This is a genomic window from Chthonomonas sp. (genome assembly GCA_016788425.1).
Lineage (GTDB): Bacteria > Armatimonadota > Fimbriimonadia > Fimbriimonadales > Fimbriimonadaceae > JAEURQ01.
The window spans coordinates 1,043,212-1,065,601 of sequence record JAEURQ010000002.1 but is presented as its reverse complement, the minus strand read 5'-3'; the positions used below and the strand labels follow the sequence as shown (position 1 = coordinate 1,065,601).

The window sequence follows — 22,390 nt, the reverse complement described above, 5'->3', positions numbered from 1 at the left end:
GCACCTCAATCCTTACAGGTACCACTTGTTTCATGTTCCGATGCCGTCTCCACCCTATGTCCTGTTCACACACTCTAGCTATCTCTAAGATTTGTCCTGTTCAACTCCAATAAATGTCAGAATCACAAGTCATCGGGGAGTGGTCTCAGACTTATCTGAAGCTCAACGCCATCTTCCAGCATTTTATGCAAGAAGTTATTGCAAGTTTCGTGTATTAACCTCAAATAATGGATGCTGTCGCCACTGTCGAGATATTCGTTGATAATCTCAACAATTTTTAAAACACCAGCTTCGTCTAGAAGCGCTGGAAAGGACGCGAGAGCAAGTTGTGTGAGGGAGTTGGCTTCGTGAATTGCAAGTTCTTCGGAGCAAAACAGCAAATACCTAAGCTCTCGATCGATGGTTATGTTATCGAGAAGTTGCATCGCCTCCGCAAACTGTCCTTCGGATGCCCTATTGGAAGCACTATCATACTTATGGATTCGCTGGATCCTTTCTTGTACATGTATGAACAGCTCGATATCTTTCTCGAGGAGAGGGCGGAAATGACTGGTAAGAGTTTGAAATTGCTGGGTTTGCTCATCTCTAAGAATATAGCCCGAGAGGACTCGTCGAACCGTGAGCATTCTATCTTGCGACAAGGTGTTCGGCAGTTCCTCAATCAAAAACGTCATCAGGGCGTGCGCCTTCTCTTCCTGCTTTGTTACCGGAAGTGCAGATAAGTAAACTGAAATTAGTGCGAGCGACTCTGAAAATGAGAAGGCATCATATTTTGAGAGCAGGTCACGAATTTCGGACACTGGTTCGAGCGAAGCAATCTCCTGTTGTAGTTCGTTACTAATTCCAGCTTGCGGGTCCCGATAGTACCTCGCAAACAAATTTGCAAAGCGTGCTTTCGATTCGATTTCTGACCTCAGTAGTTCAACCTCATCCATTCTTTTCACTCACACCTTTTCTAGTCGTTAATTGCGTAGTGTCTTGGCGATGTAAGAAAGGCGCCAACTTATCACACTGGACCTGCGCTAGCGTACTCCTCTGGCTTTCGTGCGCATCTTAAAGGTGCTGGCCGTGCCGCAGGGTCCGCCGTTAACCAAGCTGGGTTACATGGACCCGAATGCACGAGCGCAAAATCCGCCGGAGAGCCCGCTCTCACCCAAAGAGTGTAACCCATGTCTCCGGTATGGACAAGGCGAAAATGGCAGGGGCAACAGGACTCGAACCCGCGACCTACGGTTTTGGAGACCGCCGCTCTACCAACTGAGCTATACCCCTGCGCGGACTCCCATCATACCAAATCACAAGGAGGCTCCGCCCGGCGTAGGTATACTTATGGGCACCGCGCTGGAGCCTCATGGCTCGCGCTCCCAGACTCAAAACACTATGCTAGATCAGCACGATGGACCTTTCTTGACTGACGAACCCGAGCCGCGCTCGGCCGACGCCGATTACGACCAAGAAATGGAGGATCTGCTCCAGGCGGTCGACGACGAACAATCCAGCGACCAGAAGAATATCGAGACCCTGCTCGCCCGCATTGACGAACTGGAAACCAGCGTCCGCGCGATGGAGGACGAGAAGCTGCGGACTCTGGCCGAGAACCAAAATTTCCGCCGCCGCATGCAAGAGCAAGCCGAAACCACGCGCAAGTTTGCCAACGAGAATTTGGTGCGCGAACTGATTCCGGCGCTCGACAATTTTGAGCGTACGCTCGCGGCCTCGCAAAACGGCGCGACGCTCGACAACCTGCTCATCGGCGTGCGCATGATCGACAAGCAGATTCGCGACGCCCTCCGCGGCCTGAACGTCGAGCGCATCGTGGCGCTCGGCCAGCAGTTTGACCCTGAGGTGCACGAGGCGATTGCGACCGTGCCGACCGAAGGCAAGGAATCCGGCGAGGTGGTGGACGAACTCGAAGCGGGTTACACCATGAATGGCCGCGTGCTTCGCGCCGCGCGCGTTCGGGTGGCAGAATAATGTTCGGCACCGACGGCGTGCGTGGCGTGGCCAACACGTACATATCTCCCGACCTCTGCTTCAAGCTCGGGCGAGCCGCGGGGTTGCTCATTTTGCAAAAGGGCCTTGCGCCCAGCGTCGTCATCGGTCGCGATACGCGCATTTCGGGCTCCATGCTCGGCGCGGCGTTGGCCAGTGGATTCGCCCATGTCGGCGTAAATGTGACCACGCTCGGCGTGTTTCCGACCGGCGGCATCAGCTACATCACGCGCACGCAAGGGTTCTCCATGGGCGCGGTGATTTCGGCGAGCCATAACCCGGCGCCCGATAACGGCGTCAAGTTCCTGGCCCACGACGGCCGCAAGATCACCGAGGCCGACGAGGCCGCGCTGGTCGCGATGCTCGAACCGGCGTACGAAATTCCGGTCGGCGAACACGTCGGCACGGTGCTCCCGAACCCTACTTACACGCGGGCTTATCTCGATTTCTTGGTCGGCCTCGTGCCGGAGCGTCTGGACGACATGACCGTCGCGATTGACGGCGCGCACGGCGCGGGATACGAGCTCGGCAGTGAAGTCTTCAGTTCGCTCGGCGCGAAGGTTATCAAAACCGGCGTGCATCCGAACGGCAACAATATCAACCACGAAGTCGGCGCGACCCATCCGGCGACGATTCAGGAACTGACCAAAACCAGCGGCGCCGACTTTGGCATTGCTTACGACGGCGATGCCGATCGGGCCGTGTTTAGCGATCCACAGGGGCGCCTCATTAACGGCGACCGCTTGATGGCCATTTGGTGCGACCACTGGAAAGAAAACCTTGAGCCCAAGGCCGTGGTCGGCACGGTCATGAGCAACGGCGGATTCGCCTCGGCCATGGAGCGCAGCGGCATCTCGTTGCACCGCGCCAACGTGGGCGACAAGTACGTCGCCGCAAAGATGGACGAACTCGGCGGCAAAATCGGCGGCGAGCAAAGCGGCCACATTATCTTTAGCGAGCGCGGCCCCACCGGCGACGGCCTCATCACCGCGCTCGAATTCGCCCGCGTGGTTCGGCGCAGCGGGCGTCCGGTGACCGAGCTGTTCGACATTTACCAACCCTGGCCCCAACTGCTGGCGAACGTGCAGGTGAGCGATAAAGACGCCTTTAAGAACAGCGCCGAGGTGCAGCAGGCGATCGTCGCCGCGGAATCCGAACTCGGCGGACATGGCCGCATCAACGTACGCGCGAGCGGCACTCAACCGATGGTTCGCGTGATGGTGGAGGCCGACGCTTACGACCTCCGCGATCGCGTCTTGGATCAGGTGGTCGCCGCGTTCGAAGAGCATATTGGTGTGGAAAAGGTCAAGCGAGTAGACTTGACGCATGCTCTGGGCGATTGACGTCGGCAATACGCAAACCGTCGTCGGCATCTATTTCGATGGCGATTGGCGTTGTCTTTGGCGGCTGAAAACCGACCATTTTCAAACCGAAGACGAACTCGCGGCGAGCCTGAGCGCCCTGTGCGAGCTCGACGCTATTGAGTTTCGCGCCGACGAAATGATCATCGGCTCGGTGGTGCCGGGCGTCAACGAAACCTGGTCGCGATTCTGCTTTAAGTGGCTTGGCTTTGACCCGACGTTTCTGACCAAAGGCGAGGAAGTCGGCCTGACCGTGCTCTATAACCCGCCGCACGCGGTGGGCGCCGACCGGATCGCCAACACGCTTGGTGGGCTCGCCGTCGCCGAGCCGCCGCTCATCATTCTGGATTTTGGAACGGCCACGACCTTCGACGTGATTTCGCCCGAGGGCCACTATCTGGGTGGCGTGATCATGCCGGGCGTCAACGTTTCCATGCGCGCGCTCACGTCGTCCACGGCAAAACTTCCTCAAATTGAGCTCGCCGCCCCCGACACCGTGATCGGCATGACCACGAGCGCGGCCCTCCAATCGGGCCTCGTTTTGGGTCACGCTGCCGCCGTGGATGCGCTCGCCGCGAAGATTAAGCGCGAGCTGGGCGAGCCGGCCACAGTGCTGGCGACGGGCGGAGTCGGCAAGGCGCTGCAGGACATCTGCACGTGCATCGACCGATACGACGAAAATTTGACGCTCGATGGCCTACGCCTTGCGGCCCAGTTGCTGTCAAAATGATTGCGAATCTATCATTGATTGCGAAGCGTCTATCCTTGGTAGTGGCGTTTTTGGGCCAATCACCATCCGTGACTTCATCATGTTGAATCTGCGTACCCGTACACTTCGAGCCGGCCTCGGACTCGCCCTCTTGGGGGCTGTCGTTGCCGCGTTCGCCCAAAGCCTGACCGTGACTTCACCGAGTTCCGGCGAGTTCTTGGGTCTCACCAATCAGCTGAAGTTTCTGATTGACGGGGCAACGAGCCAAGCCAAGGTGGTGGCGACCACCACCAACACCGGCAACTCGTCCATCTCCTTCCGCACGGAAGGGCTGTTCGACCCCGATAGCAACAACAAGATCAACGGTTCGCTCAACTTGAACTTTGACGAAGCGACTCCCGCCGGGACTTACAACATCCGCGTGGAGTACTTCTCGCAGGGCAACATTATTCAAACGCGCAACATCAGCAATGTCCGCATCGACACGAAGGCGCCGAAGTTCCGAAACCTGGCCCCTGCCAACGGCTCGTTCCTGAGCGGCCTGATCCCCATTTCGGCTGAACTCGAAGAGCCGAACGTGGACCTCTGGACGGTCAAGGTCAACAGTCGCGACATTCCGAGCAACACCGGCTCGGGCACCGCGATCAGCGTCATTTGGGACCCTTCGACCATTGAGCGCGACGGTTCGCAAACGATTTCCATTGAAGCCAAAGACCTGGCTCGCAACTCGGCTTCGCGCCAGATCGTGGTCAACCTCGACCGCATCAAGCCGTCGGCCGCGGTGCGCAGCCCGAGCACGATCGGCTATCGCCCCGGTTCCACGATTCCGGTGCAGATTGATATCACCGACCAGTTCGACGGTTCGGTGCGCGGCACCGGCGTCAGCGTGATCCTGCGGACCATGGATGGCCAGTTCATTCAAACCGTGGCTCGCCGCGCGATTCGCCAGAACGGCAATGCGCTGCAATGGGTTGGTCGCATTCAAAAATCGAACCGCATCCCCAGCCAATTTAAGATGGTGGTGACGGTGCAAGATCGGGCGGGTAATCAGGCGGTTACCCAAGAAGTCGTGGTACGGTATGGGAATTAGGTTAAACGGAATGAACCTTCGTCATAAGCTTATTGGTGTTCTTGTCGCCGCGTTTGCCCTGGGGGCAAGCGCGGTTGCGCAGATTCCGGACCTGCTGACCGGCCTTGATGCCGGCGGTCGGGCCATGGGGATGGGCGGATCGCTCTACGGAACCTCCGCCGACTCGTTCTCCGCGCTGAGCAATCCGGCGGGCCTCGGCTACGTTAGTGGCCGTCAGGTGACGCTCGCGTTCCGCAACTTGCCGGAATCGGCAACCACCGCACAAAACAATTTCCGCAATCCGGACCTTTCCACCGACGCGGGCTCGGGCGATATCGGCCTGACGCATGCGGGCCTAGTGCAACGCCAAGGCAAGGGCGCCATCGGCCTGAGCTACACCAAACTCGGTCACATCAACGATTCGCGAGTGGGTCTCGGTGACCTGACGTTGGACGCGGGCACGAGCATCCGCAACTACCGCGAAAAGCAGCGCGCGAGCATTGACATGTTCACGCTTGCCTATGGCCAAGCGGCCAACGCGACCGGCTACACCTATGGCTTTGGTCTGGTGTTCGCTTCGACTTACGTACGCAACACACAGAGCTACGATCTGGTCTCGGGCGGCAACGCTAACCCGACCACTCCGCTGGATATCTCGGGCTCCGGGAACGGCGTTGGCGTCGTCGCCGGCATGCAATATGTCCCGAAGAATTCAAAGATGGTCTACGGAGTTTCGGTCCGCACACCGATTGATCTGCAGGGCAATGCGGGCACGTCGCAAATCCTCGACCGGATTCCTGGTCGGCTGGAACTAAGCGTGGCCAAGCGCCAAGAAAACTATCGTGGCGAAGGCAACTACCTCCTTTACGGCGCATCGGCCGGGCGAACCTTTGGCTCCAACTACGGGCAGCTGTTCCAGCGCAAAGGCCAGTTCTTTGGTGGCCTCGGCGTGGAGTTTAATCGCGTGATGGGGAACGCTCGCATTCCGCTTCGTGTTGGTTATCAAGTGATCCCGAACGCGGGTCGCGGCTTTAAGGATCGAAACTCGCTCACTTTCGGAGTCGGCTATCGTCCTTTTGATCAGAATTATTCGGTAGATCTCAACTTTGCCACATCGAGCGGCTCGTTCGATCGCGGCATCGCGATCACCTATCGGCTGAAGTAAGAGTACTTAAACATGGTTTCACGGAAGAGCTTAGTCCTTGTCCTTGCCCTCGCTTGCGGGGCCGTCTCGTTTGCCCAAAGTTGGAGCGAATCGTACGAGGCCGGTCTGCAACATGCGCGCACCCAAAAGTGGGTAGACGCGCGGGTGGCATTTCGCCGAGCGGCATCCATGCGGCCCGAAGATTTCGCCCAGGCGACCACGCTCCCCGGTTCGGTAACCGATCCGCAGTTGTGGCGCAACGGCGCTCCCTATAGCCCCAACTTCCTGGCTGCCTACGCGGGCATGAAGCACGCCGGCACTCTCAAGGAAGATGCCACGCGCACCGACCTGCTCAAGCGAGTCGCCGAAGAGTTTAAGATTTTGCTGGCCAAGGGCCAAAAGGCACCGGAAACGGTCTTCTTCCTCAACAACACCTACGGCATGCTCAACATGACCGAGGATCAGAAGGGCGTGTTCGCGCAAGCCACCAAGCTGAGCGAACTCACCTGGCGCGTGGATGGCGAAGTGATTGCTCCCGATGAAAAGGCGGGCATGACGGCGTTTCTTTCGCAAGCCGCGAACAGCGGCTCGGCTGCCACGGTGACCGTGGAACCTGCGGTCAAGCCCGAGACGGCTCCGGCCACAATTCCGGCCACTCAGGTCGCCCCGCCGGTGAATCCGCCCAAGAAGGACGACGGCCCCAAGCCGACGAACCCGACTAGCGACGACATGCCGGTGCGCACCAAGCCGCCCAAGACGAACAACCCCAACACCGGCCCGACCGGCATTCCGATGCCGCCGGAAAAGGTGCTGAGCAAGTACGCTTTGATCATCGGCAACAGCGCGGGCAGCGCGCCGGGCAGCATTGACTTTGCCAGCTCCGACGCCGAAGCGGTCAAGAATCAGTTGATTCAGTTTGCTGGCTACCAAGAAGAGAATATCCGCGTGCTCGCCAACGTAAGTGGCGTGGCCATGCTCGATGCCGCTCGCAAGCTTGCCGAGTCCGTGCCGGAAGATGGCGTGGTTCTCATCTATTTCTCGGGCGTTGGTGCCCATATCGGCGGCAAGGATTACCTGGCCGGCGTGGATACCGCCAAGCTCACCGACGCCAGCACCATGCTGGAGAAGTCGGCTCTGTTCCGCGTGTTCATGCAACGCTCGGCGAAGATTTTCGCCTTCTTCCAGGTCAACCGCCCGATGAATCGCGGCGACTTCTTCGGCAAGGAAGACATGATGGTTGGCCAGATCGCACAGATGCAGGCGACGATTCCCGGCGGGAAGGTCAGCAGCATTATGAAGGGCGGTAAGGCTGTCGGCCTGTTCACCGATGCCTTTGGCAACGCTCTGCAAGCAATGCGCACCAACAAGGTGCCGATCCTCGAGTTCGGATGGCAAGTCTTCGAAAAGATTCGCTCCGGCGGAGGCTCGGGTGCTCTGGCTGGCGGTTCGGCTCAGGTGCCGACGCTTCCGAGCTACACCAACATGAGCGCCGACACGCGCTTCTAATCGGAGGAGAGCCGTGCACGGTTCACTCCCGACATCACATCTCAAGGTGGTCCGAACCCTCGCTGGGTTCGGACCTGCCTATTTTGAGGACTTTGTTTTGCCCCAGTTTTATGGCGCAGCTCGCGTGGATCGCGGCGACGACGAGGCCCTAGCCGCGGCTCTCGATGATCCTATCGTCGCTCTGCGCTTGTTCCTGCGTTCCTACGCATTCGCGCGGCGCGGCAAAGATCGGCAACCGCTTTCCGACGCGGCTTCGGGCGCGCTCAAGCGCGCGGTCGAGGCCAACGGCCCCGACGCCCTGCTCAAGGGCGAAGACGGCGAGGCGGTGTGGGACTTCTTTGTGGAAGAGTGCGCCGAGCAGCGCATCAAGCCGATGGAGCAGCTCAATCGCGGCGTGGTCCAAGGCATGGTCGAACTCGCCCAGGAGGTCTATCGCCTGCCGGACCAGCCTTCCATTTGCACCTGGATCCGAGTGGCGATTGAGAATCGCGGTGAACTCGCGCTCCTCTTTGAGAGGATCGTGGACATTCGTGGGGTCGGCCCGAAAACCGCGTCGTGCTTCTTGCGGGATGTGGTCGCCGTGTTTGACCTGGAAGAGGATATCCCGAATGTGGACCGGCTGATCATGCAGCCGATTGACCGCTGGGTGCGGAGCATCACGCTGCGTTACGCGCCGGACATTCACGATGAGGACCCGGTGGATTGGGTGCTCGCGGGCAAGGCGTACCGCTTGGCGCGGCTGGCCGAGGTCGGCGGAATTGACTACAACATGGGTTGTACGTGGTTTGGCCTGAAACAAGTGCGGCGCCCGGAACTTCTGGACGCCGCACTGCGGGCCGTCGAGCGGGATTGACCTAGCCCACCAGAAAGTCAGCCGCCTCAATCGGGATCGCTTGGTGCTCGGGGAGCTTGCCCGCGAGCGTGGGTTGATAGGGAAAAACGCGGTGCGCCAAGAACGCGAGATGTCCATCGCGGTCTTGAGTTTCGCCGATGAGCGTGGCGTAGGGCGAGCAGATAATCGAGTGCCCATCGCGGCGATACGTCTCGTCGAAACAGGTCACGTTGAGGAGCCCCGTTTCGTCTTCGAGGTCAAAAAACACGACTCGGCGACCGCTTGGCGTCGGCGGGAATCGCAGCCGAATCGGGTTGCCGACCACGATCGCCTTTGCGCCGGGGCGCAGTTGCTTGGTTTGCTGCGTGGTGAGTCCGCCCCGCGCCAGCACGCGCTCTCGCTCAAACGCCATGAGGTGGTGGTGCACGTCGAGGTTGAGGATGCGCCGCTCAAACACGGCGCGCTCGGCGATGCTCCAATCGGCGACGCCCTCGGGCATGGGCGGGGTGGGGAAGTGCAGGTCCAGCGCCGGTTGGTGCGACGAGCCGCTCCGCACCGCGAATTCTAAAGCGTCGGGGATGGCCAGCATCATCGCCCGCCGATTGTCGTGGAGCGCATCGAGCGCGCCGCACATAATCAGCAGTTCCAGTTCGTCGCGGTTGGGATTGACCTGCCGAACGAACTCAAAAAGCGAGCGGGTGGCCGCCTCGGGCAGGGTAAGAATGCGTTGCCGCAGATTCATTGAGATGCCCTCGATCTGCATGAGCCCGATGCGGATGCCCGCGTTGGGGAGCACGATGCGCGGGTCCATGGCCGACTGCACGCTCTCCACCGAGAACTGCAATTGGCTGCGCTGCACGCACGGCGGCAGAATCGCGGCTCCGCGCGAGCGCGCCTCGTTGATGATGGTGCACGGCCCGTAATAGCCGGCGGGTTGCGCGCTCAGCAGGGCGGCGAAGTATTCGGCCGGGTAATTTTGCTGGCAATAGATGGAGCGGATGGAGACCTCGGCAAAGGCCAGGGCGTGGCCCTGAGCAAAGCCGTAACCCTTGAACGCGGCGACCAATTCGAAGACGTGCTCGGCGACCGCCGGCGCATAGCCTTGGCCCAAAATTCGGCTCATCACCTGCTCGCGAATCTGCCGTCCGTAGTCTTCGCCGCGCCGCTTATGAATCGCCTCGCGCGTGTCTTCGGCCTCGCCCGAGGAGTATCCGGCGAAGGTCTGGAGCAGCTGATCTACCTGTTCCTGGAACACCACCAGCCCGTAGGTGAGGCCCAGAATTTGCTCGAGGTCGGGGTGGACGTAGGTGAATGGTCGCCCGCGTCGCCGCGCGATGAGCTCGTTGATTTTGACCGCGCCGCCCACGCCGGGGCGGATGCCCGCCTGCACAAGGCTGGCGTCGTGCAGGTTCGCCGTGCGCATGCGAATGTGGGCTTGCCGCATGGCGGGTGAGGCCGATTGCGGGATGCCGATGAGCTCGCCCGAGCGCATCGCCCGGTAGGTCTCCTCGTCGTCAATCGGCACCTGTTCCACCGAAAATCCCGGTTCGCGAACCCGGAGCCGGGTCTGCGTGCCGGAAAGCACATCCTGCCCGCGCAGGCAAAGAATGTCGAATTTGTCGAAAAAGTGCTTGGCGCTGCGCTTATCCCACTGAATAATCCGCAGATGCGCGGGCTCGTCGGGGTCCGGTTGCCCGAGGTCATCATCAATCGTGGTCGCCGAAAATTGGAGCGGCACCGTCTCGGCCATCGGGCGATCGGAAATGACCACGCCCGAGGAGTGGCTGCGCATGTTGCGCGGCACGTCCATCATCCGCTCGGCAAGCTCCATCACCCAGCGAAATCGTTCGCGCGGGATGTTGCTGTTGCGGAGCTCGGGCCGGTTTTCCAGCGCGCTTTCGATATTGCGCGGCGAAATGCCGCCATGGAGTTTTTTGGCGAGGAATCCGATGACCGCCGGGGGCAGCCCCATCACCTTGCCGACCTCGCGAATGATGCCGCGCGAGCCGTAGGTGCCGACCGCGGCGACGGTGGCCACGCGATCCACGCCGTACTTTTTGGTCACGTAGGTCCGCACATCCTCGCGCCGCGCGGCCTCAAAATCCACATCAATGTCGGGTCGCTTACTGCCGTCGGCGGGCAAAAATCGGTCGAAGTGGAGCCGGTGGGCAAAGGCATCAATCCGCGAAAAGCCGAGGCAATACGAAACCGCGGCATCCACCACCGACCCGCGACCGGAGAACAAAATGCCGTGCTCGTTGGACCACTGGCAGATATCCCACATCGTCAAAAAATGGTCGGCAAAGTTAAGATCGCAGATGCGCGTGAGTTCAAAATCCAGGCGTTTGCGCAGGGCGGCGGTGATTTTGGGGTGCCGCGCGTGCGCGCCGGCCCACGTGATTTCGCGCAGGGCGTGCACCGGATCGGGATAGAGCTGCGGCAGGCGGGTGCGGCTGGGCAGCACGTCGTCATCGCAAAGCTCGGCAAAGCGCAACGTGTTGGCCAGCAGGTCGGGGCGATCGCCGAAAAGCTGCGTCATCTCGCGCGCGGTGCGCAAGTAGCGCTCGGCGTTGATTCCGCGCTGCGGAGCCTCCCAGCGCGGCGCGGGTTGGTGCTCGTCGCGGCGCGGTTTGCGGCCCGTAATCTCCTCCACCAGGCTCAGGCTCTCCACGCAAACTAGCGTGTCTTGGCAGAGAAAATGCTCGGGCCGGGCGTGGGTCACCAGACCGCCCGCCACGCAGGTGAGGCTGTGGGCGGCGGCCAAATCCTCCAAGCGGCGGTTGACGCTCATTTCCCACGGCACAAAACTGCGCTCGATGCTGATCCAAACCGGCATCAATTCGCGCATGCGCCCGATCCACTGCTCGGCCTCGCGATCTTGATTGTGGGCGAGCATCAGGTTGACGGGGCTGTTGTGGCCGCCGGTGAGGCAGACCAAATCGCCGGCGTAGCGGGCAAGATTCGCCCAGGTCGCCATGGGGAACCGCAGCGGCTGCTCCAAATGGCAGGCCGTGATGAACTGCGAGAGGTTGCTGTAGCCGCGCTTGCTCCGCGCAAAGAGGGCAAAGCTCCCGCCTTCGGGGAGCTCAATCGTCGCGCCGATGAGCGGCTTGATGCCCGAACTGAGCGCGCGCTTGGTGAACTCCACCGCCCCGCACAGACTGAATCGGTCGGCGAGACCGATCGCGCGCAAGTCGGCTTGCGCGGCCAGCACCGGAATCTCCTCGGCGAGCATGCAGCTTTGGCCGAAGCTGTAGCCGCTGAGCGTGGTGAGCAACCCCACCGATTCCGGGCGCGCCGATCGGATGAGCGTGGTCGGCCCATCGAGCGGGTCGGGTGGAAGGTAGCCGCACGCCTGCGCCACCTTTTCGTCGCGCCGCTTTTGGATCCGCAGACTCCAGTCTTCGGTGTGCTTTTCCGGTTCGGGCTCCGAGATCGGGGTGAGCGCCAGCGGGTTGAACTCGCGAATTTCTTCTCGTCGAATCCCTTTGGCGTCCAAAAATTGGGTGATCTCGCGGGGGCTTTCGTATTGCCACCACTCCCCAATTTCGCGCCATTGCGCCATCACCTCCCGCGACTTCATGACCTACACCCGCGCCGACCGTCCGGGGCCGAAGTTCCAGGCTTGCAGCACCTGCACGCGGCGGGGCCGCGGCAACTCGCCGGCGCGCTGCACCACGGTGTCGCCGAGCGCTTTCTTCAGCGTGTTCAGGGCCATGTGGGCCGCCGCTTGCGCCTCTTTGCGATCGGGCAAACCGTCCAGTCGCGGCTGCGCCTGACCCTTCTTTTCCAAGCCGCGCAGCTCCACCTGCAGGCGCACCAGGGCCTGATGGGCGGGCGGCAAGGTGAGTGTGATCGCCCGATAGAGCATCGCTTGACCCGAAAGCGGTTTGGCAAAGGGACGGCAAATCTCTTGCCGCTGACCATCTTCCCATTCGAGTTCCAGCACCAACTCCGAACTCGTCTCGTCGCGTTGCTGTAGCTGAGTCACCAGGCGCTCGCTCAGGCGGCGCGCGATTCCTTGCAACGTGGCCTCCTCGCTGCACCCACCGGGGAACTCAAACGCGGCCATGATGCGCTGGTCGGGGTAGCTGGTGCGCAGCGATTGCCACGGCCCGCCCTCGCGAGCCGCGACATAGGTGGAATACGCCATACCCAGCTGGCGACGAAGCACCGCGGCGGGCACGGTGTCCACGTCGCGCAGGGTGGGGTAGCCCAAAAATAGCAGACGCTCGCGTGCCTTGCGCTCCAGCGGTTCGCACTCCATAATCGGGCACGATTCCAAAAAGCGGCGCGGATGGCGAATGGCTTCCTCCCATTGCAATTGCCAAGCCAGGCGATCGTAATCGGGCATCAATTGCGCGCACCGACGCGCCACCCATGGGCTCGAACCCATGCCGATGACGGCGCGATATCCCGCGCGGCGCAAGGTTTCGTAAAGCTCCAGCGCCGGACCGGCCGGGTCGGGGTGACCCGAAAAATCGAGCAACGCCTCGTGCGCCAAAATCGGCTCCAGCCGATCCACGCAGGTGAGGCAGCGATTGAGCCACAGATTCCGCGCTTCCTCAAAATCCGACGCCGAATAGACGCGAAACGCGAGCGGCATCCGCAAGAGCGTGCGCGCCTCGCGGGTAGTCATCCCGAGGCGGATTCCAGCTTCCTGAGCCAGCGGACACGCGGCCAAAACCAAGTCGTCGTGAAGCAACACGCGCGGTGTCTCTTCGGCTTGGGGGAAGTAAAACCCATCAATTCGAATGTAGACGAAATGGTACATACGTCTACTATTATAACGACATGTCTACTGAATCACAAGAGTAAACAGGACCTTTTTTCGCAAAAAAGTGCGGTGGAAAACTCTAGCCGTAAACCAGCATGGAGCCGAAGTGGCCAGCGACCGTCAGCACGATGCAGGCCGTTGCCAAAAACGCCCAATATCCGGCGCTCACCGGTTCGCGACCCTTGCGCCACCACGCCACGCTCAGCATCAGCACCGAACTCGACACGCCCAAAATGAGGTGGATCAGCACGGTGCCCTCAAAGGTGTATTCGTTTAGATAGCGCGCTAACAGGCCGCTGACGACCGCCCCGATTGAGGCGATGGCGCCAAAGCCCAGGTTCCACAGCGCTGCGATCCGTAACTCGGGTCGCTTGCGCCAATGCCCCAGCGCATCCAAAAACGCGCCGAACAGAAACAGGGCTACGGGGAAGTGCACCACCAATGGGTGGAAGCCATGCTTCGGAATCGGGGAGGTCGCCGCTTCGGTCGGCGGCGTGGCGGCCGATGTCGAACCCGTCGCGGGAGTGGACAACGCATCGCCGGGGAGTTTGCCGGCTTCGAGCTCGGCCATGTTGCGCGCGCCGTCCTTGTCGGCATCATCGTTGGCAATCGCCCAGAGAACTTGCGCGTTCAGTTCGCGTTTGGTGAGCTTGCTCTTGATCTGCAGGCCAAACGGATTGAGCTTGGGCGGGCCGCCCAGATGGCACGTTTGGCACTTCGCCGCCTCGTAATCCGAGCCTTTGATGGGCATCACAATCTTGTGCAACGAATCCAAGAACGGCGGAATCGCCGCTGCCGGGATCACCAACCCCACGAGCAAAATCAGCGCCGCGAGAACTCTCATTGTCGTAGGTTGGCCGGAAGGCCGTTGGGGAACATCTCGCGGATGTGCTCTTTGATGTGGCCAATGCGGTTGCCCGGGTTCGGGTGCGTGCTCATGAATTCGGGTTGCCCGCGGCCCCCGCCGGTGGCGCGTTCCAAAATCTCCATCACGCCGATCATCGAACGCGGATCGTAGCCCGAATCCACCATAAACTGCAGGCCGAGTTTGTCGCTTTCAAGTTCGTCTTCGCGGCCATATTTCATGTTGATCATGTTGCCCACCATCATCGCCAGTTGCGCGGAGTTTTGGCTCCCGCTGGCCATCACCGCGGCCCCGGTCAATCCCTGCGTGAGTTGTTGTTTGGCCATGCGCTCCGCGCCGTGACGCGCCAATACGTGGCCAATCTCATGGCCTAAAACGCCGGCGAGCTGGGCCTGAGATTCAAGTTTGCCGAGCAAACACTCGGTGATGAACACCTGCCCGCCCGGCAGGGCAAACGCGTTCACCGTATCGCGATCGGCCAACAGGTGAAAATCAAAGCGATAGTCAGATTGCGCGGCGACCGAGTTGCGGACCAACTCGGCGCCCACTTCTTTCACCAGTTGCGTGGCGCGGGCATCGCGGCTCTCGCCACGGAATTCTTGCAGCATCTGCGGTAACGCTTGCAGCCCCATTTGAACTTCTTGGGCGGGCGTGATGCTGCCAATGTGCTGCACTTCGCCCGTCACGGGGTTCTTTTGCGAACTGGAATAGTAGGAGCAAAGCGAGAAAAGAGCAATGAGAACCGCAATTGCGAGCCTCCCCTTCATCATATCCATGCCGGAACCCTGGCGCATCATACGCTCATTTTAACCCGACCGGGTAGCCTAATTGCCATGCTTTACTTCCTGTGTATCGCGGTCTTGCTGATTGCCGGTGGGATCGTGGCGTACACAGCGAGCCAAGCACGCAACGGTAACAATCACGATGCAAGGTAAACGGGTTCTTGTCACTGGTTCTTCGCGAGGCATTGGCCGCGCGATTGCGCTTCGATTGCGCGAGGCGGGCGCCTCGGTCGCGGTTCATGGCGCGCGCGGAAAGTCCGCTGATTTCAGCACGATCATCAAGGAACTGGGCAACCAGGCCGCGGGCGCATATGCCGCTGACCTGAGCGATCCAAAGGCCTCGGAAAAGCTGTTCCAAGAAGTGATTGACGACGGACCCTTGCATGCGGTGGTCAACAACGCGGGCATTTACATGCCGATGGATTTTCTGCGCTCAACGAGCACCCAGTTCGACGCCACGTTCTATCGAACTTTCGCTGTTAATTTCGAGTCCCCCTTACGACTCTGCCGCGCGGCTGCGATCTATTTTGCCGAGCGCGATGGCGGCAAGATTGTCAACGTGTGCAGCCGGGTTGGATTCAAAGGCGAGGCTGGCGCGGCGCTGTATGCCGCCTCGAAAGCCGCGCTGATTAACCTCACAAGGTCGCTGGCCATGGAGCTTGCGAGCAAAAACGTGCGGCTGTTTGGCATTGCGCCGGGCTGGGTGGATACCGCCATGGCGCGCGAAGGAATGAACGATCGATTGGACCAAATTTTGCGAGATATTCCGGCGGGCCGCATGGCCTCGCCGAAGGATTGCGCGGCGGTGGTGAACTTCCTGCTCAGCGATGAGGCGGAGTATCTCAGCGGCAACGTGATCGATATCAACGGGGCGAGTTACTTCCATTGAAGCCGTTCGCCGCAGCTTTGGTGTGCCTGGCCGCGGCGAGCGCGTGGGCCGATTCGACCCGAATCCGCCGCACCTTGGTCGGCGGCGCGACGATCTTTGTCGAGTCGTTTAAGGATGCCGAGAAAGTCAGTCTCCAGGTCATTGCCTCGGCGCGCGGAACTGAAGATTCCGCCGAAACTCATGGCGCGCGCCACTTGCTCGAGCACCTCGCCGCGTTGGGACGAACCGGCCAAGTTGACGCGCTGCTCGAAGGCGAAGGGCTGTACCTCACCGCTGCGACGAACCTGGAAACGATGCGATTTGAGGTCAGCTGCCGGCGCAGTCAGGTGCCGCTGGCGATCCGCGCGCTCGACGACATTCTGAGCGGATTACGCGTCAGCGAAGATGACATCAAGCGCGAGGCCCGCCTGATCAAAGAAGAATTGGCTTTGGTTTCGGATCGCCGCAACCGGTTCCGCGAGATCACTGAGATGGCGCTCGGGTCGCCCGCGTGGGATCCGCTGGGCACGCCAGAACTCATTGCTCGCGTCACGCCGGATGCGCTGAAAAAGCTTCATCAAACTCACTTTTGTCAAGCGAACCTGACCGTGGTGGTGAGCGGCGCGGTGAGCCTGACCGAGGGCGAGACTTGGGCCGATCAGATTGCCAAACTTGCGCCAGCGAGCCCGGCGTTGCCACTGGAATGGCGAGCCCGTCCGATCGCGCAGACCGCGCGCATGCTCAACGATAACGCGTGGACCTTCGCCATGCCTTACCGAGAGCTCACCGCGCCCGATTCGATTGCCCGCATCGCGCAGGCATTTGGCTTGGCGACATTGGCCGGCGGGGAAGTGAGTTTTTCGCCCGCCCGCGACCACGGCTTGGCGATGATTGACGTGCCGAACGACGACACCTACCGCTGGGCCCTGGCGCAGAATGCGGACGCGATTACGTGGTACGGGCTGCGGGCGATGCGTCGTTGGTTCAACGCCGAGGCTGCGGATCCGACTCGAAGCGGCACGCTTCGCGGGCGTCTCATCGCCGCGCAACCCTTCTTGACGCCCGAAAAGGTGCTCGAGGCGATCGCCGATCTGAAGGCTCCGACCAAAGCCAGGGCCTGGGAGGAGTGGCAACGACTATGCCGATCTTAGCCTCCGCTTGGTTGTTGGCTCAGGCGGCGCTGCCGCCGGTTGATGAAATTTATCTGCCCACCAGTCCGGTGCTGGCGGTGGCGGCCGTCATTGATTTGAAGGGCGCGACCGACGGCGAAGAAGCAGCGCTGCAGGTGCTGGCCGGTTGCATGGAGCAAGGCGGAAAAACCTACACCCGCGCGGCCATGGCCAACACCGATGGCGTGGCCCAGCTGCCAGTGGTAGAAGCAGGGCAGGGGTACTTGCTCATTCGCATGGCAGTGCAAACAAGCACGCCCGATGTGGCCGCGCCGATGCTGGCCTCGCTGATCACCGAGCCGATTGTCAACGAGGATTCGGTGGCCGCGGCGCAGTCGCGGCTGTCGGTTTCGCCCGACCTGCTCAGACGGGTTTGGCGTCCGGTGGAGTTCAAGGGCGACGTCACCGAACGCGACGTGCAGTACGTGTTGCGGAAGTTTGTCCGACCCGAGCGGGTTTCATTTTGTTTGGCGGGGGCCTTTAAGGCGGGCGACGGCGTCGCCGCCATGCGCAAGGCGAATTGGACTTGGAGCGATCTGCCGGAGCGGCGCGAATTTTTGCGCCACAAGCGCTTCCCGCTGACCACCTCACTGGCCGAGGCGAATGCTTGGACGACCCGCTTGCCGCTCGCAAAATCGGGCGCGGGCGTGAGCACGGCGATGCTCGCGGCGAACCTGTTGGGCGTGGGCAAAGCCTCCACAATGTTCCGCGTGCTTCGCACCGACCTGGCCTACTCCTATCGGCAAGAGGCAACGTTGCTCCCAACCCGAGAAGGATGGCTTTTGGGCCTCTCCGCGTTTAGCACTCAACGCACCACGACCGAAACGGTCGCCGCCCAACGGCTGCGGCTGCAAGAGGCCGTGAGCAAGTGGACCGATGCCGACCTGCTGCGGGCGAAGCGGCAGTGGCTGGCCGCCAACGACGGCGTGTTTCCGTTTGATCCGGCGATGTCGAGCCCCGGCATCGCCATCGGCGACGGCGCGTGGGGCGAGTCGGCCATGGGCGCACTCAACCGCCTCATTATCGGGCGGCCACTGTCGCGTTCGATGCTGCTGAGCATGACCGACAACCCAAAGATCGGTGACGTCCGCGCGCTCGCGACGAAGCTGCTTACGGAAGGTCAGGTTCAGATTCTTCCGGCTCGTTGAAATCTCCGCTCTTGCGGCACAGCGACACGAAGTCGCAGTTGCGGCAGAGCGGTTTCCACGTCGGGACCACGTGTTCCCAATCGCGATTGAGCATGTGATCGCCCAGGAAGATGAGCTCCCGCCGAAACTCGGTGAGCTCGTCTGAGGTCGGAGTGTACGAGGTGCTGTCGCCGGTCTGGAGGGCCAGAATCGTGCTGGTCACGGGCCGATCCGGGAATTCTTCGCGGATCATGAGCTGGTAGCAGTTCATCGCGAGGTCGGATTTCAGCATGTCCAGCGGCGTGGCCGATCGCATGGATTTGTAATCAACGATCTCCAAGCGGCCATCGGGATATTCGTCGAGGCGGTCAATCTGCCCGACCAAATCGAACTGGCCGAGGTCAATTTTCATGCGCTTTTCCACCGCGATGGTGGTCGCCTCCGAGGGCCGGTCGAGGTGTTGCCGCACGTGGCCCTCCAAAATCTCGACGCCCGTACCCCAGGCTTCCTCCATCTCTTGCTGCGAATCGTAGCCGGATGTGAGCCACGATTCTTCTAAGGCGGCTTTCGCCTCGGTGAGGGTGCTCACGCCTTGATCCTCCGAATCATGAAATCGCTCCAAGACTTTGTGGAGCGACAATCCAAAGGAATAGTAGGAGTGCGAGCGCAGCAGGTAGCGGCCCCGCGGGTCCAGGAAGGTCCACCGATACTTGAGCGAGCAAGCCAGATAGGTGCTGAGCCGAGAAGGACTGACGGAGGGACGGCGCGTTGCCACGTTCAAAACAATACCCCGGCGGTTTGAAATGCCAACTTTCAGATAAAATTGAAATATGGCGACGACCACAAAGCATATTCAGTTGGGCCACTCCCCCGACTCCGACGACGCGTTCATGTTCTGGGGCCTCGCTTCGGGCGAAGTGAAGACCGACCTTGAGTTCGAGCACATTCTGCGCGACATTCAAACGCTCAACGTTTGGGCAATGGAAGGCAAGCTCGAATCCTCGGCGGTGAGCGTCCACGCCTTCGCTTATGTGGCCGACAAGTACGCGCTGCTCCGACACGGGGGCAGCTTCGGCGAACTCTACGGTCCGATGATTGTGGCGAAGCCGGGCGTGGAGAAGGAAGCCCTCAAGAGCATGGTGATCGCCGTTCCCGGCCTGCTGACCAGCGCCTTTTTGCAGCTAAATCTGTGGTTCGAAGACCAGTTTGGCCCGGAATTCAAGCCGAACTATGAGATCGTTGCGTTCGACGAGATCATCCCGGCGATTCAAGAAGGCCGCTTCGACGCGGGCCTCATCATTCACGAAGGTCAACTGACTTACGAGCGCGAGGGCCTGATCAAGCTCGCCGACATGGGCATTTGGTGGAATGAAAAGACCGGCGGGTTGCCGCTTCCGCTCGGCGTGAACGTCGTGCGTAAGGACCTCGGCCCGGATGTGGTGACCGAAGTGAGCCGCTGCATGCGCGAGTCGATCAGCGCGGGCCTCAATAATCGCGGCAAGGCCCTAGATTATGCGCTGCAATTTGCGCGCGGCATGGACACGCCGACCAGCGACGAGTTCGTGGGCATGTACGTGAACAATCGCACACTCGATATGGGCGACGAAGGCGTGAAAGCGATCAAGCTTTTGCTGGCCGAAGGCGCTCGCATCGGCTTGGTGCCGGCGGTTGAAGTCGAAGTCGTCGACTAAAACCCGACCCCCGGAAAACTAAAAACTCCATCCGGATTCGGATGGAGTTTTTTATGGCTAAGCCCCAGAAGTAGCCAGGTAGCCCCACACAAAATCCGTTGCATGGGGCCTTGGTTTGGGAGAGAGAGTTCCCGGTTTACTTTGTTCGGCGTCGGAGCAGCATGCCAGCGCCAAGGGCGATGGCGGCGATTCCGGCCGGTTCCGGCACGACTTCGATGCTTTGGTTGTTTACGGCAACCGCGGCGAGGTCGAAGGCCGGCGAGTTCGGCGCGCTCAGTTGGAAGTTCTTCACAACGTAGATCGCGTTAGCCGGTGTGCTCAGGCTGATGGTGCCCGAGAAGTTCGGGCTACTCATCGAGTTGAATGTGTGGCTGATCGAACCGAGGATTCCGCCAACCGTCATGGTCATGAGGTTGTACGAGTACACCGTTTCGGTGAAGACGACCATTCCCGAACCGAGTGCCGGAGCACCGATGTTGGAGAAGGCGTTGACTGCAACCATGGCCGGGCCGCTTGCGGCGACGTAGGTCAGGTTCATCGAATCAGCCGCAGTGGGGCTACCGTCACCCACAATCGCGTTCGGCGTGCTGAACGAGATCGAGTTGCCACCCATCACGGGGATGTTGTAAGTCGTTTGGTCGATGAACGGGTTAGCGCTCGAGAGGGGAACACCGGCGGCAAGGGCGTTTCCGTTCACCATCACGTTGCTGAACGTGATTGCGGCGGAAGCAACCTGCACCGAGGCTACAGCCAGACAGGCCATTACTAAGAATTGCTTTTTCATGAATCTCCTTTAAGGTGGCCAAATGGCCGAAAAAAAGTTTGCCAGGGTGAGGGAGTGGGAAACACTCCCTCACGAGTTGAGCTGATTGTTACTTGCTGCGGCGTCGCAGAACGAGCACACCACCAAGGGCCAATGCGGCGAGACCTGCGGGTTCCGGCACGATTTGGACGCTTTGGTTGTTGATGGCCACGGCGGCGAGGTCAAGACCTTGCGTATCCGGAGCAGCCAGGATGAGGCTCTTCTTCATGCGAAGGCAAGCGACTTGGCGGCTGAGGGTGATGGCACCACTCCAGTTGGGGTTGGATGCAGCCGTAAAGATGTGGCTGATCGAACCGATTGCGCCACCGACTTCGTTACCCAGCGAGTCAAGTTCGAAAACTTGCTCAAGGAAGTAGACCGAGCTGTTGGGGCCGAGGACGGCTGCGCCGAGGTTGACGTTGGCCGTCACCACGTTGGCGTTGCCAGCAGTCGACTTAGCGTCGTATTGAAGATTCACGATTGCGCTGCGGAGCGGAGCAACCGGATCGCCAACGAGTGCGCCCGGGGTGCTGAACGAAACTGCATTACCAGCGGTCGTGTACGACGCACCGTTAATGACTTGGTTCGAGCTGACGACGGGTACGCCGGCGGTCATGGCAACACTATTAATAAAGAAGTTGCTGAAAATGATCGATGCCTGGCTGGCGGCTGCCATCGTGGCAAGACCAGCTACTACTAAAGTTCTCATAAGTATCTCTCCTCTGATTCCTGGGTCCACACTCGTTGGTGCAGACTCCACTATTGTAAAGCATAAGAAAGGCACTGACCACCGTAAATATACGGGTTTCAGTGCCTTTTTTCCTTTCGAGGCAGAAAAAGCCTAAAGATTTAGACTGTTCTTACTTCTTGCGGCGAGCCAGGAAGGCGACGCCAGCCAGGCCGATTGCCAGGATGCTTGCCGGTTCCGGAACGACCATGGCAACCGATTGGTTGTTGATCGCGAGGGCGGCGAGGTCCAGAGCAGGAGTGTCGGGCGAAGCGGTCATGACGAACGACTTCTTGATGCGCAGGTAGCGCTTCGGAGCGAAGACGTTGGTGGCACCCGACCAGTTGCCGCTCGACATCGGCGTGAAGTTGTGGGTTGCGGTACCGATGGCGCCGCCAACTTCGTTGCCCATCGAGTCGAGTTCGAAGACTTGCTCAATGAAGTTGATTTGGCCGCTGCCCATGGTTACTGCGCCGAGGTTGGCGAGAACTTGGTTGATGGCCGAACCTGCACCTGCGTCCACATCGTAGATGATGTTCAGGATGCCGCTGCGGGTTGCTGCCGGGTCGCCAACGATGGCGTTCGGCGTGCTGAACGAAATTGCGTTGCCGCTGGTCGTCCATGACGCGCCAGTGCTAAGCGGGGCCGATGTGATCGAGATCACATTAAAAGTAATGGCAGCGTGCGCCGATGCGGCGGCAACCATAATGAAAGCGCTAAGTGCGAGCTTGTTATTCATTTCTACCTCTCCAAACGGATTTAAGATTCAAAGGAACCTACGGGATTAGTGTATCAGCGGGTCTCCAAATTTAGTACAGTAAAAGTACTAGGTTTAAAAAATACTGTCACAAACCGGATTTCGTTTGGTCACATCAGGATTATCGGCAACTTCCGGGCCAAAGCTCATTTTGGGACTTTCGAACCATATTATTAACAGGGCTCGAACAGACGAAGAATAGTTGGCGACAA

Annotated in this window: 20 protein-coding genes and 1 tRNA gene; 11 read left to right on the top strand and 10 right to left on the bottom strand. The window is 60.3% G+C overall.

Features of this window, described 5'->3' with window-relative positions; genetic code table 11:
• Window positions 1-122: 122 nt before the first annotated feature.
• Window positions 123-935, bottom strand: coding sequence for a hypothetical protein (locus JNJ45_07125; GenBank protein MBL8048438.1), 813 nt, complete (start codon window positions 933-935; stop codon window positions 123-125).
• A 261-nt stretch (window positions 936-1,196) separates the two neighbouring features.
• Window positions 1,197-1,272 (bottom strand) — tRNA-Trp (locus JNJ45_07120).
• A gap of 108 nt (window positions 1,273-1,380) precedes the next feature.
• Here JNJ45_07120 and grpE point away from each other — a divergent pair.
• The 7 genes from grpE (at window position 1,381) to JNJ45_07085 (ending at window position 8,634) form a co-directional block, all read left to right on the top strand.
• Entirely contained in the window at window positions 1,381-1,974 is a 594-nt protein-coding gene (gene grpE / locus JNJ45_07115) for a nucleotide exchange factor GrpE (GenBank protein ID MBL8048437.1), read from the top strand.
• The gene (glmM, locus tag JNJ45_07110; protein MBL8048436.1) at window positions 1,974-3,335 is read left to right on the top strand and encodes a phosphoglucosamine mutase; all 1,362 of its coding nucleotides are present in this window, start codon (window positions 1,974-1,976) and stop codon (window positions 3,333-3,335) included. The genes grpE and glmM overlap by 1 nt, the downstream gene beginning before the upstream one ends.
• A complete protein-coding gene (locus tag JNJ45_07105; protein ID MBL8048435.1) occupies window positions 3,319-4,083 on the top strand; it encodes a type III pantothenate kinase in 765 nt (254 codons plus the stop codon). Before glmM ends, JNJ45_07105 begins: the two co-directional genes overlap by 17 nt.
• A 130-nt stretch (window positions 4,084-4,213) precedes the next feature.
• The gene (locus tag JNJ45_07100) at window positions 4,214-5,152 is read left to right on the top strand and encodes a hypothetical protein (protein ID MBL8048434.1); all 939 of its coding nucleotides are present in this window, start codon (window positions 4,214-4,216) and stop codon (window positions 5,150-5,152) included.
• 10 nt (window positions 5,153-5,162) lie between these two features.
• Window positions 5,163-6,296 (top strand): hypothetical protein, encoded by a 1,134-nt coding sequence (locus JNJ45_07095; protein MBL8048433.1) that lies wholly within the window; start codon window positions 5,163-5,165, stop codon window positions 6,294-6,296.
• 12 nt (window positions 6,297-6,308) lie between these two features.
• The gene (locus JNJ45_07090; protein MBL8048432.1) at window positions 6,309-7,781 is read left to right on the top strand and encodes a caspase family protein; all 1,473 of its coding nucleotides are present in this window, start codon (window positions 6,309-6,311) and stop codon (window positions 7,779-7,781) included.
• A 46-nt stretch (window positions 7,782-7,827) separates the two neighbouring features.
• The gene (locus tag JNJ45_07085; protein MBL8048431.1) at window positions 7,828-8,634 is read left to right on the top strand and encodes a hypothetical protein; all 807 of its coding nucleotides are present in this window, start codon (window positions 7,828-7,830) and stop codon (window positions 8,632-8,634) included.
• 1 nt (window position 8,635) lies between these two features.
• Here JNJ45_07085 and dnaE read toward each other — a convergent pair whose 3' ends face one another.
• The 4 genes from dnaE to JNJ45_07065 all read right to left on the bottom strand — a co-directional run bounded on the left by dnaE (window position 8,636) and on the right by JNJ45_07065 (window position 15,052).
• A complete protein-coding gene (dnaE, locus tag JNJ45_07080; protein MBL8048430.1) occupies window positions 8,636-12,196 on the bottom strand; it encodes a DNA polymerase III subunit alpha in 3,561 nt (1,186 codons plus the stop codon).
• Window positions 12,197-12,199: 3 nt separating this feature from the next.
• The gene (locus JNJ45_07075; GenBank protein MBL8048429.1) at window positions 12,200-13,387 is read right to left on the bottom strand and encodes a hypothetical protein; all 1,188 of its coding nucleotides are present in this window, start codon (window positions 13,385-13,387) and stop codon (window positions 12,200-12,202) included.
• Window positions 13,388-13,469: 82 nt separating this feature from the next.
• Window positions 13,470-14,234: a DUF2231 domain-containing protein gene (locus JNJ45_07070; protein MBL8048428.1), complete on the bottom strand. Its 765-nt coding sequence runs from the start codon at window positions 14,232-14,234 to the stop codon at window positions 13,470-13,472.
• A complete protein-coding gene (locus JNJ45_07065) occupies window positions 14,231-15,052 on the bottom strand; it encodes a M48 family metalloprotease (GenBank protein ID MBL8048427.1) in 822 nt (273 codons plus the stop codon). Before JNJ45_07065 ends, JNJ45_07070 begins: the two co-directional genes overlap by 4 nt.
• A gap of 127 nt (window positions 15,053-15,179) precedes the next feature.
• Here JNJ45_07065 and JNJ45_07060 point away from each other — a divergent pair, with 127 nt between their 5' ends.
• Genes JNJ45_07060 through JNJ45_07050 form a run of 3 tightly spaced genes read left to right on the top strand, consistent with a single transcriptional unit; the run spans window position 15,180 to window position 18,222 of the window.
• The gene (locus JNJ45_07060; GenBank protein MBL8048426.1) at window positions 15,180-15,926 is read left to right on the top strand and encodes an SDR family oxidoreductase; all 747 of its coding nucleotides are present in this window, start codon (window positions 15,180-15,182) and stop codon (window positions 15,924-15,926) included.
• Window positions 15,923-17,056 (top strand): insulinase family protein, encoded by a 1,134-nt coding sequence (locus JNJ45_07055; protein MBL8048425.1) that lies wholly within the window; start codon window positions 15,923-15,925, stop codon window positions 17,054-17,056. The genes JNJ45_07060 and JNJ45_07055 overlap by 4 nt, the downstream gene beginning before the upstream one ends.
• Window positions 17,044-18,222: a hypothetical protein gene (locus tag JNJ45_07050; GenBank protein ID MBL8048424.1), complete on the top strand. Its 1,179-nt coding sequence runs from the start codon at window positions 17,044-17,046 to the stop codon at window positions 18,220-18,222. The genes JNJ45_07055 and JNJ45_07050 overlap by 13 nt, the downstream gene beginning before the upstream one ends.
• Here the strand turns inward: JNJ45_07050 and JNJ45_07045 are convergent.
• Window positions 18,185-18,976, bottom strand: coding sequence for a PD-(D/E)XK nuclease family protein (locus JNJ45_07045; GenBank protein ID MBL8048423.1), 792 nt, complete (start codon window positions 18,974-18,976; stop codon window positions 18,185-18,187). The two genes, JNJ45_07050 and JNJ45_07045, sit on opposite strands and share 38 nt — an antisense overlap.
• A gap of 55 nt (window positions 18,977-19,031) precedes the next feature.
• On the opposite strand from JNJ45_07045, the gene JNJ45_07040 reads away from it, so the two are divergent.
• Window positions 19,032-19,892 (top strand): hypothetical protein, encoded by an 861-nt coding sequence (locus tag JNJ45_07040; protein MBL8048422.1) that lies wholly within the window; start codon window positions 19,032-19,034, stop codon window positions 19,890-19,892.
• Window positions 19,893-20,028: 136 nt separating this feature from the next.
• Here JNJ45_07040 and JNJ45_07035 read toward each other — a convergent pair whose 3' ends face one another.
• From JNJ45_07035 to JNJ45_07025, 3 genes are all read right to left on the bottom strand, one after another.
• Window positions 20,029-20,676: a PEP-CTERM sorting domain-containing protein gene (locus tag JNJ45_07035; protein MBL8048421.1), complete on the bottom strand. Its 648-nt coding sequence runs from the start codon at window positions 20,674-20,676 to the stop codon at window positions 20,029-20,031.
• 88 nt (window positions 20,677-20,764) lie between these two features.
• Window positions 20,765-21,403, bottom strand: a complete 639-nt coding sequence (locus JNJ45_07030; protein MBL8048420.1) for a PEP-CTERM sorting domain-containing protein — start codon at window positions 21,401-21,403, stop codon at window positions 20,765-20,767.
• Between the two features lie 151 nt (window positions 21,404-21,554).
• Window positions 21,555-22,085: a PEP-CTERM sorting domain-containing protein gene (locus JNJ45_07025; protein MBL8048419.1), complete on the bottom strand. Its 531-nt coding sequence runs from the start codon at window positions 22,083-22,085 to the stop codon at window positions 21,555-21,557.
• Between the last annotated feature and the right edge of the window lie 305 nt (window positions 22,086-22,390).

What these genes read in the sequence shown, in the direction of transcription:
- JNJ45_07125 (MBL8048438.1), bottom strand. Translation starts at nt 935, where the DNA reads ATGGATGAGGTTGAACTACTGAGGTCAGAAATCGAATCGAAAGCACGC.
- grpE (MBL8048437.1), top strand. Translation starts at nt 1,381, where the DNA reads ATGCTAGATCAGCACGATGGACCTTTCTTGACTGACGAACCCGAGCCG.
- glmM (MBL8048436.1), top strand. Translation starts at nt 1,974, where the DNA reads ATGTTCGGCACCGACGGCGTGCGTGGCGTGGCCAACACGTACATATCT.
- JNJ45_07105 (MBL8048435.1), top strand. Translation starts at nt 3,319, where the DNA reads ATGCTCTGGGCGATTGACGTCGGCAATACGCAAACCGTCGTCGGCATC.
- JNJ45_07095 (MBL8048433.1), top strand. Translation starts at nt 5,163, where the DNA reads ATGAACCTTCGTCATAAGCTTATTGGTGTTCTTGTCGCCGCGTTTGCC.
- JNJ45_07090 (MBL8048432.1), top strand. Translation starts at nt 6,309, where the DNA reads ATGGTTTCACGGAAGAGCTTAGTCCTTGTCCTTGCCCTCGCTTGCGGG.
- dnaE (MBL8048430.1), bottom strand. Translation starts at nt 12,196, where the DNA reads ATGAAGTCGCGGGAGGTGATGGCGCAATGGCGCGAAATTGGGGAGTGG.
- JNJ45_07075 (MBL8048429.1), bottom strand. Translation starts at nt 13,387, where the DNA reads ATGTACCATTTCGTCTACATTCGAATTGATGGGTTTTACTTCCCCCAA.
- JNJ45_07070 (MBL8048428.1), bottom strand. Translation starts at nt 14,234, where the DNA reads ATGAGAGTTCTCGCGGCGCTGATTTTGCTCGTGGGGTTGGTGATCCCG.
- JNJ45_07065 (MBL8048427.1), bottom strand. Translation starts at nt 15,052, where the DNA reads ATGATGCGCCAGGGTTCCGGCATGGATATGATGAAGGGGAGGCTCGCA.
- JNJ45_07060 (MBL8048426.1), top strand. Translation starts at nt 15,180, where the DNA reads ATGCAAGGTAAACGGGTTCTTGTCACTGGTTCTTCGCGAGGCATTGGC.
- JNJ45_07050 (MBL8048424.1), top strand. Translation starts at nt 17,044, where the DNA reads ATGCCGATCTTAGCCTCCGCTTGGTTGTTGGCTCAGGCGGCGCTGCCG.
- JNJ45_07040 (MBL8048422.1), top strand. Translation starts at nt 19,032, where the DNA reads ATGGCGACGACCACAAAGCATATTCAGTTGGGCCACTCCCCCGACTCC.
- JNJ45_07035 (MBL8048421.1), bottom strand. Translation starts at nt 20,676, where the DNA reads ATGAAAAAGCAATTCTTAGTAATGGCCTGTCTGGCTGTAGCCTCGGTG.
- JNJ45_07030 (MBL8048420.1), bottom strand. Translation starts at nt 21,403, where the DNA reads ATGAGAACTTTAGTAGTAGCTGGTCTTGCCACGATGGCAGCCGCCAGC.